The following is a 14,601-nucleotide window of genomic DNA, read 5'->3' as shown; positions in this document are numbered from 1 at the left end:
ACGGGGGACGGGGCCAGCATCATGAGTGCCGAGCGCAGTGCGGCGAGCTTCGCCGACCTCTACACGCCCAAGCTGGTGACGGTGCTGCGCGAGCGCTACGGCCTCGCCGACCTGCGGGCGGACGCGCTCGCGGGGCTCACGGTGGCGATCGTGGCGCTGCCGCTCTCGATGGCGATCGCGATCGCGTCGGGCGTCACGCCGGACCGGGGCCTGATCGCCGCGATCGTCGGCGGCTTCGCGGTCTCGGCGCTGGGCGGCAGCCGCTTCCAGATCGGCGGGCCGGCCGGGGCCTTCATCGTGCTGGTCGCCGCCACCGTCGAGGCGCACGGGATCGACGGGCTCCTCACCGCCACCCTGCTCTCCGGGCTGATCCTGCTCGCCATCGGCTTCCTGCGGCTCGGCACCTTCATCAAGTACATCCCCTACCCGGTCACGGTCGGGTTCACGGCGGGCATCGCGGTCATCATCTTCGCCGCCCAGGTCAAGGACCTGCTCGGGCTGACGCTGCCCGGCCGGGAGCCCGGGCCGATCCTCCCCAAACTGGCCGCGCTCGCCGCCGCGCTGCCGACCGTCAACGGCGCGGCGCTCGCCGTCGCGGGGCTCAGCGTCGCGATCATCCTGGGCCTGCGCCGCCTGCGCCCGCACTGGCCGGGCTTCCTGATCGCGGCCTGCGCCGCCTCCCTGCTCGCCTGGCTCGCCGGCCTGCCGGTGGAGACGATCGGCAGCCGCTTCGGCGGCATCCCGCAGATGCTGCCGGCCCCCGCCCTCCCCGACCTCTCGCCCGCGAAGGTCGCCGAGATGCTGCCCTCCGCCCTCTCCTTCGCGCTGCTGGGCGGGATCGAGAGCCTGCTCTCGGCGGTGGTGGCGGATTCGATGAGCGGACGGCGCCACCGCTCGAATTGCGAACTCGTCGCGCAGGGGGCGGCCAACGTCGCCTCGGCCCTGTTCGGCGGCCTCTGCGTCACCGGCACCATCGCGCGCACCGCCACCAACGTGCGCGCGGGGGCGCGCGGCCCGGTCTCGGGCATGCTGCACGCGGTGTTCCTGCTGCTCTTCATGCTAGTGGCCGCGCCGCTCGCCCGCTTCATCCCGCTGCCGGCCCTCGCCGCCGTGCTGGCGGTGGTCGCCTGGAACATGGCCGAGAAGCACGCGGTCGCGGCGCTCCTGCGCGCCTCGCGGGGCGACGCGCTGGTGCTCGCCGCCACCTTCGCGCTGGTGGTGTTCCGCGACCTGACCGAGGGCATCCTGGTCGGCTTCGGCCTCGGGGCGCTGCTGTTCCTGCACCGGATGGCGCAGGCCGTGGACGTGGAGCGCCGCCTGCCCCTGGTGGCCGAGGACGCGGCCGATTCCGCGGTGCCCCGCACCCCCTACGATGCCGGGCTCGCCAGCGATCCGGACGTGATCGTCTACCGGATCTCCGGCGCCTTCTTCTTCGGCTCCGCGGCCGCGGTGGGCGCCGCCCTCGACCGCCTCGGCGAGCGGCCGCGCGCCACCGTGATCGACCTCTCGGAGGTGCCGCTGCTCGACTCGACGGCCGCCGCCACGATCGAGGCCTTCGCCCGCAAGGCCGAGCGGCACGGGGCGAGCGTCCTCGTCGCGGGGGCGAGCCCGCCGATCCGGCGGATGCTGCTCAGCCACGGGGTGCGGCCGCCCGCGGTGCGGTTCCGCGCCAACGTCGCCGAGGCGCTCACCGCCGCCCGGGGGCCGGATCCCGAGCTGCCGGAGGCCGCGTCCGTCAACGCCGCAGCGCTGCGGCGACCGTGACGGCGGCGGGCGTCGTCGGCCGGCCGATGAGCCGGCTGAGCGCCCGTCCGTCGTCGAAGAGCGCGCCCCGCGCGGCCGCCGCGTCCGACTGGGCCAGCAGCGCCGCGACCGGCTCCGGCAGCCCGGCCCCGAGCAGGGCGTCCTTGAACGCGGCCTCCGTCAGGTCCCGGTAGGCGACGGGACGCCGCGCCTGCCGGGCGATCTCGGCGGCGAACTCCGCGAGCGTGTAGGCGCCGTCGCCGGCGAGTTCGTGGATGCGGGGCGCGTCGGCGCCGCCGGCCGGGTCCGCGGCGCTCAGCACCGCGGCGGCGGCCTCGGCGTAATCCGCCCGCGCCGCCGAGGCGATGCGCCCCTCCCCGGCCGCCCCCAGCAGCGCGCCCTCGGCGAGGGCCGCGGGGATCGAGGCCGCGTAGTTCTCCGTGTACCAGCCATTGCGCAGGATCACGCAGGGCAGGCCGGATTCGGCGAGGGCCGCCTCGGTCCGCCGGTGCTCCCCGGCGAGGGCGAGCGGGGAGGTGTCGGCCCGCAGCACGCTCGTGTAGGCGACGAGGCCGATCCCCGCCGCCCGCGCGGCCGCGATCACCGCCCGGTGCTGCGCCTCCCGCCTGCCGATCTCGCTCGACGAGATCAGGAGCAGCCGGTCGATCCCCGCGAAGGCCGCCGCCAGGGTCTCGGGCCGGTCGTAATCGGCCTCCCGCACGGCGACGCCGCGGGCCGACAGCCGCGCGCCGGCCTCGCCGTCGGGCCGGCGCATCCCGGCGACGACGCGCTCCGGCGCGAGCCGCGCCAGCAGGGCGTCGATCACCAGGGTGCCGAGCTGGCCGCTGGCGCCGGTGACGAAGAGGCGATGGGTCGCGTGCGCCGACATGAGGTCGTCCCGCCTATGGTCTCGCTGTGGTCCATGGTACCTATGCGAGACCGTTGACGCGCGGAAGGAGGCACTTTCATGGGACCGGGTGACCGCGAGGGAACCGCGTGAGCGCCCGGGCCGACCTCGCGCGGGCCTTCGCGGGCTGGCGGCGCGCCGCCCAAGATCCCGCTTCCCAAGATCCCGCCTCCCAAGATCCCGCCTCCCAAGATCCCGCTTCCCCGGACCCCGCCTCCTGCCCGGTGCGGGACGTGCTCGACCGCGTCGGCGACAAGTGGACGAGCCTGATCCTGATCGCGCTCGCCGAAGGGCCGCGCCGCTTCGGCGCGCTCGGCCGGGCGGTGCCGGACATCTCCAAGCGCATGCTGACCCAGACCCTGCGCCACCTGGAGCGGGACGGTCTCGCGACGCGGACCGTCTTCCCGACGAAGCCGCCGAGCGTCGAGTACCGGCTCACGCCGCTGGGGGAATCGCTGCTGGAGCCGCTCGCCGGGCTGGTCGCCTGGGCCGAGGAGCGCCACGCGGCGATCCGCGCCGCCCGCGCGCGCTTCGACGCGGGCGACGATGCGGGGGCGGGCTGAGGTCCGGCGGCCGCCCCCCGGCGGATGCGGGATGGGCCGCCTGCCCCACGGTCGAATCAGTCGAGCCGACCCGCGCATGCGGGGCCATCCGCTGATTGCAGCGTTACATTTGTCATCCCACTCTGAGAGCCGATACAACCGAAAGGCTTAATCACTGAATCTGACGATAGACTGGTCAAATTCGGCCTTTGTTAAAGATTCTGACGGAGGAGTAGGGCCCACGCTCCGAGACCGGATCCGCAGCCGCCGCCCGCCAGGGCGCCCGCGGCGCGGCCGATCCATGTCGGAGCACCGACAGGAGATCGCAGATGCGCACGACCCGGTCCCTCGGCGTGAGCGGAAAATTGTCCGCCGCTTTCGCGTTGCTGGCCCTCGTCACCCTGGCCGCCAGCGCGGCGTGCTATCTTCAGTTCTCGTCGATCGAGCAGAAGGTCGGCTGGACCCAGCACACCTACGACGTTCTCGGCGCCACCACCGACCTGACGGCCGCGATGGTCGACCAGGAAACCGGCATTCGCGGCTACATCATCACGGCCGACACCAAGTTCCTCGAACCCTATCAGGCGGGCAGGAGGGCCTACGGGGCGGCCTTCGACAAGGCGAAGTCCCTGACCTCCGACAATCCCGCCCAGCAGGCGCGGCTCGGGGAGCTCGACCGGCTGGTTCAGGCCTGGAGCCGCGAGATCGCCGAGCGCGAGATCGCCCTGACGTCGGAGCCGTCCACGCGCGACGAGGCGCGGGCCTCGGTCGGCTCCGGGGCGGGCAAGGCCGCGATGGACCGGATCCGCGCCAAGGTGGCCGAGATCGAGCGGGCCGAGACGGACCTGATGAGCGTCCGCGCGGGCGAGCAGCAGACCAGCTTCCGTCTCGGCTACGCCGTCACTCTCGGCGGGGTCGTCCTCGGCCTCGTGCTTCCCGGCCTCCTGTCGCTCGCCGTCGTCCGCACGCTCGCGCGGCCGATCCAGGATCTGACGGCGGCCATGCGGCGACTGGCGGAGGGCGACAGGACGGTGCCCGTCCCCGGCCTCGCGCGGCGCGACGAGGTCGGCGCCATGGCGGCGGCCGTCGAGGTGTTCAAGCGGAACGCGATCGAGGCCGAGCGCCTCGCCGCCGCCCAGGCCGCCGAGGACGAGGCGCGCACGCGCCGGGCCCGCACCCTCGACGCGCTGACCCAGAGTTTCGATCGCGCCGTCTCCACCCTCACGGCCGGGCTGGCCGGCGCGGCCAGCGAGATGGAGGCGACGGCGCAATCCATGATGGCGGTGGCGGACGACACCACCCGGCGCTCGGCGACGGTGGCGGGGGCCGCGGGCGTGACGTCCACGAACGTGCAGACCGTCGCGGCGGCGAGCGAGGAGATGTCGGTCTCGATCCAGGAGATCGTCCACCAGGTCACCCAATCCGCGCGGATCGCCGATCGGGCGGTCGAGAATGCCAAGCGGGCGGACGCCACCGCCAAGCACCTGACCGAGACCGCCGAGCGCATCGGAACCTTCGTGTCGCTGATCTCCGGGATCGCCGGCCAGACGAACCTGCTCGCGCTCAACGCCACGATCGAGGCGGCGCGGGCCGGCGAGGCGGGCCGGGGATTCGCGGTCGTCGCCGCTGAGGTCAAGGAACTCGCCAACCAGACCGGGAAGGCGACGGACGAGATCGGCGCCCGGATCGGGGACATCCAGGGCGCGACCCGCGGCATGGTCGCGGATATCCAGGAGATCGGCCGCGTCATCGAGGAGATCTCGGCCTACGCGGCCGGGATCTCGGCCGCCGTCGAGGAGCAGGGCAGCGCCGTCCAGGAAATCACCCGCAACGTGCAGGAGGCCGCCCGCGGCACCGAGCAGGTCACGACGACCATGTCGGGGGTGCGGGACGGCGCGGGCCAGACCAGCGCGGCCGCCACGCAGGTGCTGGGCGCGGCGCGCGACCTGGCGCGCCAGTCGGAGGTCCTCCGCGGCGAGGTCGCCGAGTTCCTGGCGAAGGTCAGGGCCGCCTGACCGGGACGGGGCTCCGGGGCCGCGGTCGGGCCCGGCGCGGGCCCGGAAGGTTCCGGGGGCGAGGGAGCCGCGACCGGAAGCGGGCCCGCGCCCCGCGAGGCGGGGACGGCGCCCGGGCGCGGGGCCGCGCCTCGTCAGGGATGCAGGACCATGTCCCTCATCACCTTGTCGACGGCCTTGCGGTCCGCGTGCAGGGCGAGGCCGACGAGGTCGAGATCCTCCGTCGCCACCCGCGCCACCGCGGCCCGGTTGTCGGCGTCGTTGCCGGTGGCGAAGAGGTCGCGGGTGTAGAGGCAGCAGGGCAGCTCCCGCTCGCGCGCCCGGGCCAGGGCCCGGGCCAGCGCCTCGCCCGATCCGGCGAAGATCAGGATCGGCTGGCGCACCAGCGGCCCGTAGACCCGGCCCGACCCGTCCCGGTAGGGTTCCCCGGGGAGGTCGGGATGGGCCCCGACCAGGCCCCCCGCGAGGAAGGCCGTGACGTTGAGCTTCTGCCAGGATGCGAGGTCATCCCGGACCGCGATGGCGATCTTGGTGTCGTAGCGCATGGACCCGGAGCTAGCGCCCGGTCGCGCCGACCGTCTTGAAGGATCGTGCGGGCTGCGCCGCCCGGACTGGATCCGCGTCGCGCCCGAGCAGGGCGGCATCCCGCGCATCGAGGCCTTCTTCACGGGTCACGCCTACGACCCGCACCGGCACGATTGCTACGCGCTCGGCCTCACCCTCTCGGGCGTGCAGCGCTTCGACTATCGCGGGGCGGAGCAGAACAGCCTCGCGGGCAACCTCATCGTGATCCACCCGGACGAGGTCCATAACGGCCGCGCGGGCGCCGCCTCCGGCTTCCGCTACCGCATGGCCTACCTGCCGCCGCACCGCCTGCGCGCGGCCCTCGACGGCCGCGCCGGCAGCCTGCCCTTCCTGCGCCGCGCCGTCCTCGACGACGGCCGGCTGCGGGCCGCCCTCGTGCCCCTGCTCGCCGACCTCGACCGCGGCCTCGAACCGCTCGAAGCCGACCAGGCGGTCGCGGACATCGCCGAGGCCCTCCTCGCCGGCGACCCCTCGGCCCGGCGGCGGCGCGAGCCGGCCGGCGCCGCGGCCGCCATCGAGCGCGCCCGCGCCTACCTGGACGAGGCGCATCGGGAGGGGGTGCGCGCGGAGGAGCTCGAGGCGCTGACCGGACTCGACCGCTTCACCCTGGCCCGCCAGTTCCGCCGCCGCTTCGGGACCAGCCCCTACCGCTACCTCACCCTGCGGCGGCTCGACGAGGCCCGCGCGCTGATCCGGGCGGGCGTCGGCCTCGCGGAGGCCGCGGCCGCGGCGGGCTTCTCCGACCAGAGCCACATGACGCGCCTCTTCGTCCGCGCCCACGGCCTCTCGCCGGGGCGCTGGCGCCGGATGCTGGCCACCGCGGAACGGTTCGGCGCGGCGGGCCGTTAGGGGGGCCCCGACCAGAAGCGGGCCCGGCCTCCGGGCCCGCCGGTCCCCGAGATGGAGATGGATCATGACGCGCGTCATCGCCACCGCCGCCGCCCTCGCCCTCCTCGCCACCGCCGCATCGGCCCAGACCCGGGCGACCAACCCGCAGAACGAGCCGCCCGGCCAGAAGATGCACGAATCCGGCAGCGCCAAGGGCACGACCGGCGCCTCCGGCTACACGCCCGGCCACGAGATGAAGACGACCGGCAGCGTCAAGGGCACCTCCGGCGCCTCCGGCTACGCGCCCGGCCACGACCCGGCCTCCTCGCGCGGCACCGGCCGCTGAGCCGGGGCGGCGCCCGCCCTCAGGGCGAGGCGCCGCCGAGCGCCGCCCCGCCCTCGAGCGCCTGGGCCAGGGCGGTGCGGGCGCGGCTGACCCGGCTCTTCACCGTGCCGACCTGGCACTGCATGATCCGGGCGGCGGATTCGTAGCTGAGCCCCTGCACCGCCACGAGCAGCAGGGCCTCGCGCTGGAGGGGGGCAGCCGCGCCACCTGCGTCCAGACCTCGCGCAGCGCGACGCCGTCCTCCTGGTCGGGCAGCGCGACCATGCGGGCGGCCTGCTCGCCGTCCGCGTCCTCCACCTCGCGCCGGCGCTTGCGCGCCACAGTGTAGAACTGGTTGCGCAGGATCGTGAACAGCCACGCCTTCAGGTTGGTGCCGGGCGCGAAGCGGTCCTGGTTCTGCCAGGCCCGCAGCAGCGTCTCCTGCACGAGGTCGTCCGCCTGGACCACGTTCGCCGTCAGCGAGAGGGCGAAGCCCCGCAGGCAGGGCAGGGACGCCACGAGTTCGTCCCGGAAGGAAGTGGCCGGCCGCGCCGCCGCGAGGGCCGCGTCGAGCCGCGCCACCAGCGCCAGGAGCGGTTCCGGCTGAGCCTCGGCCAGGAGCGCCGCGTAGCAGGCCCGCAGGTGCCGGCCGAGATGATCGCGCAGGAAGGGCGGGAGGTCGGGACGCCCGTCCAGGGAGCCGTCCGCCCGCAGCCGCAGGGACAGGGACGCGGCCGCGGCAGGTGGCTCGTCATCGGCGAGCGGGCCGAGAAGGTCGGGTCGCAAGCGGCTCTGCTCCGCGCATGGGTCGGCCAAGCTGATGCGCAGGAATGCCGCGCCGCCCCCGCCGTTCCCGGTTCGCCGGCGTTTCTTTGTCGGCCGGCCCGGCATAGGCGGATCAGGCCCGTCATGGACCGCCAGATCTGCCGAACTCAGCGGCGGGACGCGGTCCATCCCGCTCACGGGTGACCGGGCTGCCCCGGCGGACCTGGATACGACGCGGCCGGAGCGGGCGACGGGCCCTCGGCGGCCGGGCGCGGCGGGTCGGAGGAGGGGGTGGAACTTACCTCCCGCACACCCGTTCCTGGCCACCTCACACCTCGGAGGCCCTGATGCGTCTTGGACGATTCTTCCTCGCACTGATGCTGATCTGCGGGCTCGCCCCCGCCCTGCGGCCCGCCCCGGCCGCGGCCGAGACGGCGGCGGCGAGCGCGGCCGCACCCACCGCCTGGACCGGCTGGCACGGCGGCTGGCGCCACCACGGCTGGCACGGCCGCCACGTCGGCTGGCACCGGCACGGCTGGGGCCGGCCCTACGCCTACCGCACCGTCGGCTATTATCCGGCGCGCTACGGCTACCGGCACCATTACTGGCGGCACCGCCACTACGGCTGGCACCACCGGCCCTATTGGCGCCATTACGGCTGGCATCACCGGCCGCACTGGCGCCACTACGGCTGGCATCGCCACGGCTGGCGCCACGCCCGCTTCGGCTACTGAGCGGCGCCCCCGTCGGGCCGGGTGCGGCGGCCCGGCCTCGGGTGCGGCCCGGCCCTCAGGCGACGCCGGCCGGGGGCTTGAGCGTCGCGCCGATGCGCGAGGAGGCGATCACCGCCTGGGTGCGGCTCTCGACGCCGAGCTTCTGCAGGATCGCCGAGACGTGCGCCTTCACGGTCGCCTCCGAGACCGAGAGCTCGTAGGCGATCTGCTTGTTGAGCAGCCCCTCCGACAGCATCATCAGCACGCGCACCTGCTGCGGCGTGAGGGTCGCGAGGCGGCGCATCAGCTCGGCCGTCTCCTTGTCCTCGGAGGCCGAGAGGGCGATGTCGGGCGGCGCCCAGGTGCCCCCCGCCAGCACCTGCCGGACCGCCCCGCCGATCTCGTCGATGTCGAGGGATTTCGGGATGAAGCCGGCGGCGCCGAAATCGAGCGCCCGGCGGATCACCACCGGATCCTCGTTGGCCGAGACGATCACCACGGGGATCGCCGGGTGCTGCGCCCGCAGGTAGATGAGGCCGGAGAAGCCCTGGACCCCCGGCATGGTGAGGTCGAGGAGGATGAGGTCCACCTCCGCCTCGCGCTCGAGGAGCGCCGTCAGCGCGTCGAGGCCGCTGGCCTCGACGATGCGGGCCTCCGGCAGGATGCCTCCGACCGCCCCGCGCAGGGCGCCCCGGAAGAGCGGATGGTCGTCGGCGACGACGATGGTGGTCTCGGAACTCAAGCGGTGCCTCCCGCCCACACGCCACGGAGCCTCGCACCCGGTGACCGGCGGCCCTCTTGAAACGGAACCTTAAGCCTTTGCGGCGCGCCGGACAATTTCGGCGGGCTGCGGAATCGGCGCTATCCCGCCCTCGACCGCGCGAAACGGCCGCCGGACCGGCACTCGTCCGGCGAAACCTGGTGGAATCGGAGCCTGCGCGCCTCAGTCAGCGCGGCGTCACGCGCCTCAGCGCGGCGTCACGGGGCCCGGGAGCGCCCGCTCGGCCTCCCGCAGCAGGCGCGCCTCGTTGCGCCGCACGGTCACGATCAGCCAAGCCAGGGTGATCACCGCGACGGCCAGGAAGGCGATCCCGAGGGGACCGCTCACCGCCTCGATGCGGGTGCCGAACAGGTAGGCGCCGCCGCCGAACACGGTCGCCCAGAGCAGGCCGCCCGTGGCGTTGGAGACGAGGAAGCGCGGCCAGGCCATGCGGTTCGCCCCGGCGAGCAGGGCCGCTAGCACCCGCAGCACCGCGACGAAGCGGCCGAAGAACACCACCTTCCCGCCGTGGCGCAGGAACAGGTACTGCCCGAGCTTGATCTTGTCCGGGGTGAGGCCGATGCGCGGGCCGTGACGGATCAGCACCGGCTGGCCGAGGCGGCGCCCGATCCAGAAGCCCATCGAGTCGCCGACCACCGCCCCGCCGGCGGCCGAGGCGACGAGCCCCGGCAGGCTGAGATCGCCGGTGGCCCCCGCGTAGACCGCCGCGGTGACGAGGCAGGTCTCGCCCGGAAGCGGGAGCCCCAGGCTCTCCAGGCCGACGATCAGCGCCACGATCCACAGACCGTGCTGCGCGATCAGGCCGGACAGGTCTCCGAGCAGGGAATGCAGCATCCGGCAAGAACCGCGCCGCCCCGGGCGAGTTCCCGGGGGCCGCCCTCGCGCCGCCGGGCCGTCACGCCCCCAGGAGATGCAGCACGACCTCCCGCCGATGGTGCTGGTCCCGGTGCTCGATCAGGTAGACGCCCTGCCAGGTGCCGAGGGCGAGCTGCTGCTCGGCGACCGGGATCGCCAGGCAGCAATCGGTCAGCATCGTGCGGATGTGGCCGGGCATGTCGTCGGGGCCCTCGTCCCGGTGCAGGTAGAACATCCGCCCCTGCCCGCGCCCGGGCAGTTCCGCGTCGTACAGGGTGGCGCCCTGGCGCGGGGCGAGCCGGTCGAGGGCGGCCAGCAGGTCCGTGCGCACGTCCGGGTCGGCATTCTCCTGGATCGTGAGCGAGGCCGAGGTGTGGCGGCAGAACAGCGTGAGCAGGCCCTGGGCGATGCCGCTGTCGCGCACGAAGCCCGCCACCTCCTGGGTGATCTCCGTGAACCCCTGCCCGTTCGTGCTCACCGTGAGCCGGCCCGTCACCTGCCGCGTCACCGCGCCCCCGGCGATCGTCTCGATCCGCTTCATCGCGCCATCTCCCGTCCCGGCATCACCTCGCGCTCGCCCCGCTCCAGGATGCGCTCCAGCGTCTCGATCCGGTCGGCCTCGGCGGGCGGCTTGTCCCAGCGGATCCGGTTCACCCGGGGAAACCGCATGGCGACGCCCGACTTGTGCCGGGTCGAGCGCTGGAGCCCCTCGAAGGCGATCTCCAGCACCAAGCCCTGGCGCGGACCATACTCCACCTCGCGCACGGGCCCGAACCGCTTGACCGTGTGGTTGCGGACGTAGCGGTCGAGCTTGGCGAGCTCCTCGTCGGTGAAGCCGTGATAGGCCTTGCCGACCGGCACCAGCTCCTCGCCGCCCTCGGGGGAGTCCCGCCAGACCCCGAACGTGTAGTCCGAGTAGAAGGAGGAGCGCTTCCCGTGCCCGCGCTGGGCGTACATCATCACCGCGTCGACGAGGTAGGGTTCGCGCTTCCACTTCCACCACGGCCCCTTGGGCCGGCCCGGCACGTAGAGGCTGTCGCGGCGCTTGAGCATCACGCCCTCGATCGCGTCGGCATCCTCGCCGGCCCCCGCCTGGGCCGGGTCGGCCCGCGCCGCCGCCAGCGCCTCCCAATCGGCGAAGGGCACGAGCGGCGAGAGGTCGATGCGCCCGTGGTCGAGGCCGGCCACGAAGGCTTCGAGCCGGGCGCGGCGCGCCCCGAAGGGGAGCGGGCGCAGGTCCTCGCCGTCGAGCGCCAGCAGGTCGTAGGCCCGCACATGGGCGGGGAAGTCCTGGAGCAGCCGGCCCGTCACCGCCTTCCGGTTGAGGCGCTGCTGCAGCACGTTGAAGCTCTGCACCCGCCCCTCGCGCAGGATGAGGAGCTCTCCGTCGAGGGCGCCCTCGAAGCGGATCGCCTCGGCGAGGTCCGGGAAGGCGGCGGAGATGTCCTCGCCGGTGCGGGAATAGATGCGGGCGACCGCGGTCCCGGCGCGGTCGGGCCCGCCGACCAGCTGCACCCGGATGCCGTCCCACTTCCACTCGGCCGCGAAGGCGGCGGGGTCGAGCCTGGCGAAGTCGGTCTCCTCGTCGACCGGGTGCGAGAGCATCGGCGGCCGGAACGGGGCGGGATCGAGGCTCTCGGGCCGCTCGGCCCGGCCCTCGACCCAGGCGAAGAGGGGCAGGTAGGGGGGCTTGAGCCCGTGCCAGACCTCCTCGACCGCGTCCGGCTCGACGCCGCCGAGGCTCGCCACCGCGGTCTTGGCGAGGCGCGCCGAGACGCCGACCCGCAGCTCGCCCGTGATGAGCTTGATGAGCGCCCAGCGGCCGGTCTCGTCGAGGACGTCGAGCCAAGCGGCGATGCGGGCGGGCAGCTCGGCCTTGCCGATGGTGGCGAGCGCCTCGACCACCTCGCTCAGGCTCGGCACCTGCGGCGGCGGGGCGTTGTGGCCGATCCCGCCGGGCTCCGGCGCCGCGGGCGCGGGCCAGATCAGGGCGGTCGTCTCCGCGAGGTCGCCGACGTAGTGGTACGACATCCGGAACAGCACCGGGTCGACCCGCGCCTCGACGAGGCCGCGGATCAGGGTGGGCTTCGCCTCCCGGAAGGTCAGGGCGCCGGTCATGGCGGCGAGCGCGGTGCCGCGCTCGGGATCGGGCGCGCGGGAAAAGTAGTCCTGGAGCAGCCGCAGCTTCGCGGTGCGCCGGGGCTCGTAGGCGAGGCGGTCGAGGAGATGGGCGAAGTCGTTCACGCGGCGCCCCCCTGGGCGGGGCCCGCCCCGCCGCGGGCGGGCTGCGTCCCGCCCCGCGCGGGCTCCGCGTCGCCCGGGGCCGGTTCCGCCTCGCCCTCGTCGCCGTAGCCGAGCATGTGCAGGGGCCGGGCGGCGATGCCCCGCGTCGCGCACCAATGCACGAGCGCGTCCTCCTGGCCGTGGGTGACCCAGACCTCGCCCGCGCCGGTCTCCGCGATGGTCCGGCAGAGATCGTCCCAATCCGAGTGGTCGGAGATGACGAGGGGCAGTTCGACGCCCTTCTGGCGGGCCCGCGCGCGCACCCGCATCCAGCCCGACGCGAAGGCCGTGACCGGATCGGGGAACTTGCGCGACCAGAGATCCTGGATGGCGGAGGGCGGGCAGAGCACGACGGCGCCCCCGAGCTTCGGCCGGTCGGCGGCCGCGACCTTCGGGGTCTCGCCGAGGGGGATCCCCTCGCGCTTGTAGAGGTCGGTGAGCTTCTCCAGCGCCCCGTGCAGGTGGATCGGCGCGTCGTAGCCGGCGGCGCGCAGGAGCGCCATCACGCGCTGCGCCTTGCCGAGGCTGTAGGCGCCGACGATGTGGGTGCGCTCGGGGAAGAGCCGCACGGAATCGAGGAGCTTGCCCACCTCGTCGGCCGCGTCCGGGTGGCGGAAGACCGGCAGGCCGAAGGTCGCCTCGGTGATGAACACGTCGCAGGGGACGAGTTCGAAGGGCAGGCAGGTCGGGTCGGGGGCCCGCTTGTAGTCGCCCGAGACGACGATGCGGCGGGCGGCGGCCTCGATCACGATCTGGGCCGAGCCCAGCACGTGGCCGGCGGGCGCGAAGCGGACGGCGACGTCGCCGAGGCGGAGCACCTCCCCGAGCCGCGCCTCCTGGCGGGCGCCGCAGAAGTCCTCGCCGTAGCGCACCGCCATGATGCGCAGGGTCTCGGGCGTCGCGAGCACGCGGCCGTGGCCGGCGCGGGCGTGGTCGGAATGGCCGTGGGTGATGAGCGCCCGCGGCACCGGGCGGACCGGGTCGACGTGGAAGTCGCCGAGCGGGCAGTAGAGGCCCTCGCGGGTGAGGGTGAGGAGGTCGTCGCTTCTGGCCATGCTGGTCCGGGATCGGCGGGACACCGTATATAGGGGCGCTCCTCCCGGCGTCCGTGCCGCGCCCCCGCCCCCTGCCCTGCCGACCTGCCCTGCCGACCTGCCCTGCCGACCTGCCCTGCCGACCTGCCCTGCCATGACCGTGCCGCTCCGCTCCTCCGGCGACCTCCTCGCCGACCGCCGCTACGTCTGGGCCGAGGCGGCCCTCGCGGAGGGCGACGCGGCCGCCGCGGCCGACCTCGCCGAGCAGGTGCTGGCCCTGGTGCCGGACTACGTGCCGGCCTGGCTGCTGCTCGGGCGCGCCCGCGAGGCGCAGGCGGGGGACGACCCGGCGGCGCGGGAGCGGGCGCGGCGCGCCTTCGCGGCGGCCCTCGACCTCGACCCGGACGACGCGCTCGGCGCGCGGCTGCGCCTCGCCGAACTCGGCGCGCAGGCGGGCGAGGCCGCCCTGTCGCCCGCCTACGTGCGGGCGCTGTTCGACGGCTATGCGGGCCGCTTCGAGCGCCACCTCGTCGAGGGGCTCGGCTACCGCGCCCCGGCGATGCTCCGGGACGCGCTCCTGGCGACGGGCCACCCGCTTCCCTTCCGGCGCGCCCTCGACCTCGGCTGCGGCACCGGCCTCGCGGCCCGCGCCCTCGACGACCTCGTCGTCGCCATCGAGGGCGTCGACCTCTCGCCCGGCATGCTGGCCGAGGCGCGGCGCCTGGGGCGCTACGCGGCCCTGCACGAGGGCGACCTCACCGCCTTCCTGGCCGGCCAGCCCGCCGGAGGGGCCGACCTCGTCGTGGCGGCGGACGTCTTCGTGTATCTGCGCGCGCTGGGGCCGGCCTTCGCGGGCGTGGCCCGCGCCCTCGCCCCGGGCGGGCTCTTCGCCTTCACGCTGCAGGCCCATGCGGGCGAGGGTGCGGTGCTCGGCAGCGACGGGCGCTACGCCCACGGCGAGGCGCTGGTGCGCGCGGAGGCGGCCGCAGCGGGGCTCGCGATCCTGCGGCTGGAGGCGGCCTCGACCCGCCGCGAGCGCGGGGCCGAGGTGCCGGGCTGGCTCGCGGTGCTGGGGCGGGCGACCCACGGGCCGTCGGCCGCCGAGGCGGCGGGAGGGCCGGCCGGCAGCCCCGCCCTCGCGCCGTGAGGATGCCCCCGGGAGGCTCCCGCGGGGCGGGACGATCCCGCCTCGACGCACCAGCCCCCCCGGGGTAGAACCCGCCCG

Annotated in this window: 14 protein-coding genes and 1 pseudogene; 7 read left to right on the top strand and 8 right to left on the bottom strand. The window is 74.9% G+C overall.

Features of this window, described 5'->3' with window-relative positions:
* Nucleotides 1-21: 21 nt before the first annotated feature.
* Nucleotides 22-1,764: a SulP family inorganic anion transporter gene (locus MET2598_RS0124445; RefSeq protein ID WP_018262683.1), complete on the top strand. Its 1,743-nt coding sequence runs from the start codon at nucleotides 22-24 to the stop codon at nucleotides 1,762-1,764.
* Here MET2598_RS0124445 and MET2598_RS0124440 read toward each other — a convergent pair.
* Nucleotides 1,736-2,632 carry an NAD(P)H-binding protein gene (locus MET2598_RS0124440; RefSeq protein ID WP_018262682.1) on the bottom strand — a complete coding sequence of 299 codons (897 nt, stop codon included), beginning with the start codon at nucleotides 2,630-2,632 and terminating at the stop codon, nucleotides 1,736-1,738. The genes MET2598_RS0124445 and MET2598_RS0124440 overlap by 29 nt on opposite strands.
* 107 nt (nucleotides 2,633-2,739) lie before the next feature.
* On the opposite strand from MET2598_RS0124440, the gene MET2598_RS37290 reads away from it, so the two are divergent.
* Both MET2598_RS37290 and MET2598_RS0124430 read left to right on the top strand, forming a co-directional pair.
* On the top strand, nucleotides 2,740-3,213 hold the full coding sequence (locus tag MET2598_RS37290) for a winged helix-turn-helix transcriptional regulator (RefSeq protein ID WP_012330596.1): 474 nt from the start codon (nucleotides 2,740-2,742) through the stop codon (nucleotides 3,211-3,213).
* Nucleotides 3,214-3,521: 308 nt separating this feature from the next.
* The gene (locus tag MET2598_RS0124430) at nucleotides 3,522-5,207 is read left to right on the top strand and encodes a methyl-accepting chemotaxis protein (protein ID WP_012330597.1); all 1,686 of its coding nucleotides are present in this window, start codon (nucleotides 3,522-3,524) and stop codon (nucleotides 5,205-5,207) included.
* Between the two features lie 134 nt (nucleotides 5,208-5,341).
* Here MET2598_RS0124430 and MET2598_RS0124425 read toward each other — a convergent pair whose 3' ends face one another.
* The gene (locus MET2598_RS0124425) at nucleotides 5,342-5,752 is read right to left on the bottom strand and encodes a DUF2000 family protein (RefSeq protein ID WP_012330598.1); all 411 of its coding nucleotides are present in this window, start codon (nucleotides 5,750-5,752) and stop codon (nucleotides 5,342-5,344) included.
* On the opposite strand from MET2598_RS0124425, the gene MET2598_RS0124420 reads away from it, so the two are divergent.
* Both MET2598_RS0124420 and MET2598_RS0124415 read left to right on the top strand, forming a co-directional pair.
* Nucleotides 5,751-6,641 carry an AraC family transcriptional regulator gene (locus tag MET2598_RS0124420; protein ID WP_018262681.1) on the top strand — a complete coding sequence of 297 codons (891 nt, stop codon included), beginning with the start codon at nucleotides 5,751-5,753 and terminating at the stop codon, nucleotides 6,639-6,641. The genes MET2598_RS0124425 and MET2598_RS0124420 overlap by 2 nt on opposite strands.
* Nucleotides 6,642-6,705: 64 nt before the next feature.
* The gene (locus MET2598_RS0124415; RefSeq protein ID WP_012330600.1) at nucleotides 6,706-6,966 is read left to right on the top strand and encodes a hypothetical protein; all 261 of its coding nucleotides are present in this window, start codon (nucleotides 6,706-6,708) and stop codon (nucleotides 6,964-6,966) included.
* 19 nt (nucleotides 6,967-6,985) lie between these two features.
* Here the strand turns inward: MET2598_RS0124415 and MET2598_RS37285 are convergent.
* Nucleotides 6,986-7,671: pseudogene (locus tag MET2598_RS37285) on the bottom strand (sigma-70 family RNA polymerase sigma factor).
* Nucleotides 7,672-8,057: 386 nt separating this feature from the next.
* Here MET2598_RS37285 and MET2598_RS0124405 point away from each other — a divergent pair.
* Nucleotides 8,058-8,444 (top strand): hypothetical protein, encoded by a 387-nt coding sequence (locus tag MET2598_RS0124405; RefSeq protein WP_026190927.1) that lies wholly within the window; start codon nucleotides 8,058-8,060, stop codon nucleotides 8,442-8,444.
* Nucleotides 8,445-8,499: 55 nt separating this feature from the next.
* On the opposite strand, the gene MET2598_RS0124400 is transcribed toward MET2598_RS0124405, so the two are convergent.
* From MET2598_RS0124400 to MET2598_RS0124380, 5 genes are all read right to left on the bottom strand, one after another.
* On the bottom strand, nucleotides 8,500-9,165 hold the full coding sequence (locus MET2598_RS0124400; protein WP_012330603.1) for a response regulator: 666 nt from the start codon (nucleotides 9,163-9,165) through the stop codon (nucleotides 8,500-8,502).
* Nucleotides 9,166-9,390: 225 nt separating this feature from the next.
* A complete protein-coding gene (locus MET2598_RS0124395) occupies nucleotides 9,391-10,038 on the bottom strand; it encodes a DedA family protein (RefSeq protein ID WP_012330604.1) in 648 nt (215 codons plus the stop codon).
* Nucleotides 10,039-10,099: 61 nt separating this feature from the next.
* Nucleotides 10,100-10,600: a secondary thiamine-phosphate synthase enzyme YjbQ gene (locus MET2598_RS0124390; protein WP_012330605.1), complete on the bottom strand. Its 501-nt coding sequence runs from the start codon at nucleotides 10,598-10,600 to the stop codon at nucleotides 10,100-10,102.
* The gene (locus tag MET2598_RS0124385; RefSeq protein WP_018262678.1) at nucleotides 10,597-12,303 is read right to left on the bottom strand and encodes a cisplatin damage response ATP-dependent DNA ligase; all 1,707 of its coding nucleotides are present in this window, start codon (nucleotides 12,301-12,303) and stop codon (nucleotides 10,597-10,599) included. The genes MET2598_RS0124390 and MET2598_RS0124385 overlap by 4 nt, the downstream gene beginning before the upstream one ends.
* Nucleotides 12,300-13,397 (bottom strand): ligase-associated DNA damage response exonuclease, encoded by a 1,098-nt coding sequence (locus MET2598_RS0124380; protein WP_018262677.1) that lies wholly within the window; start codon nucleotides 13,395-13,397, stop codon nucleotides 12,300-12,302. The genes MET2598_RS0124385 and MET2598_RS0124380 overlap by 4 nt, the downstream gene beginning before the upstream one ends.
* Nucleotides 13,398-13,530: 133 nt before the next feature.
* Between MET2598_RS0124380 and MET2598_RS0124375 the strand changes: the two genes are divergently transcribed.
* Nucleotides 13,531-14,523, top strand: a complete 993-nt coding sequence (locus tag MET2598_RS0124375) for a class I SAM-dependent DNA methyltransferase (protein ID WP_018262676.1) — start codon at nucleotides 13,531-13,533, stop codon at nucleotides 14,521-14,523.
* Nucleotides 14,524-14,601 lie beyond the last annotated feature (78 nt).

Source organism: Methylobacterium sp. WSM2598 (assembly GCF_000379105.1).
GTDB lineage: Bacteria > Pseudomonadota > Alphaproteobacteria > Rhizobiales > Beijerinckiaceae > Methylobacterium.
This window is presented reverse-complemented; position numbering and strand designations above follow the sequence as displayed.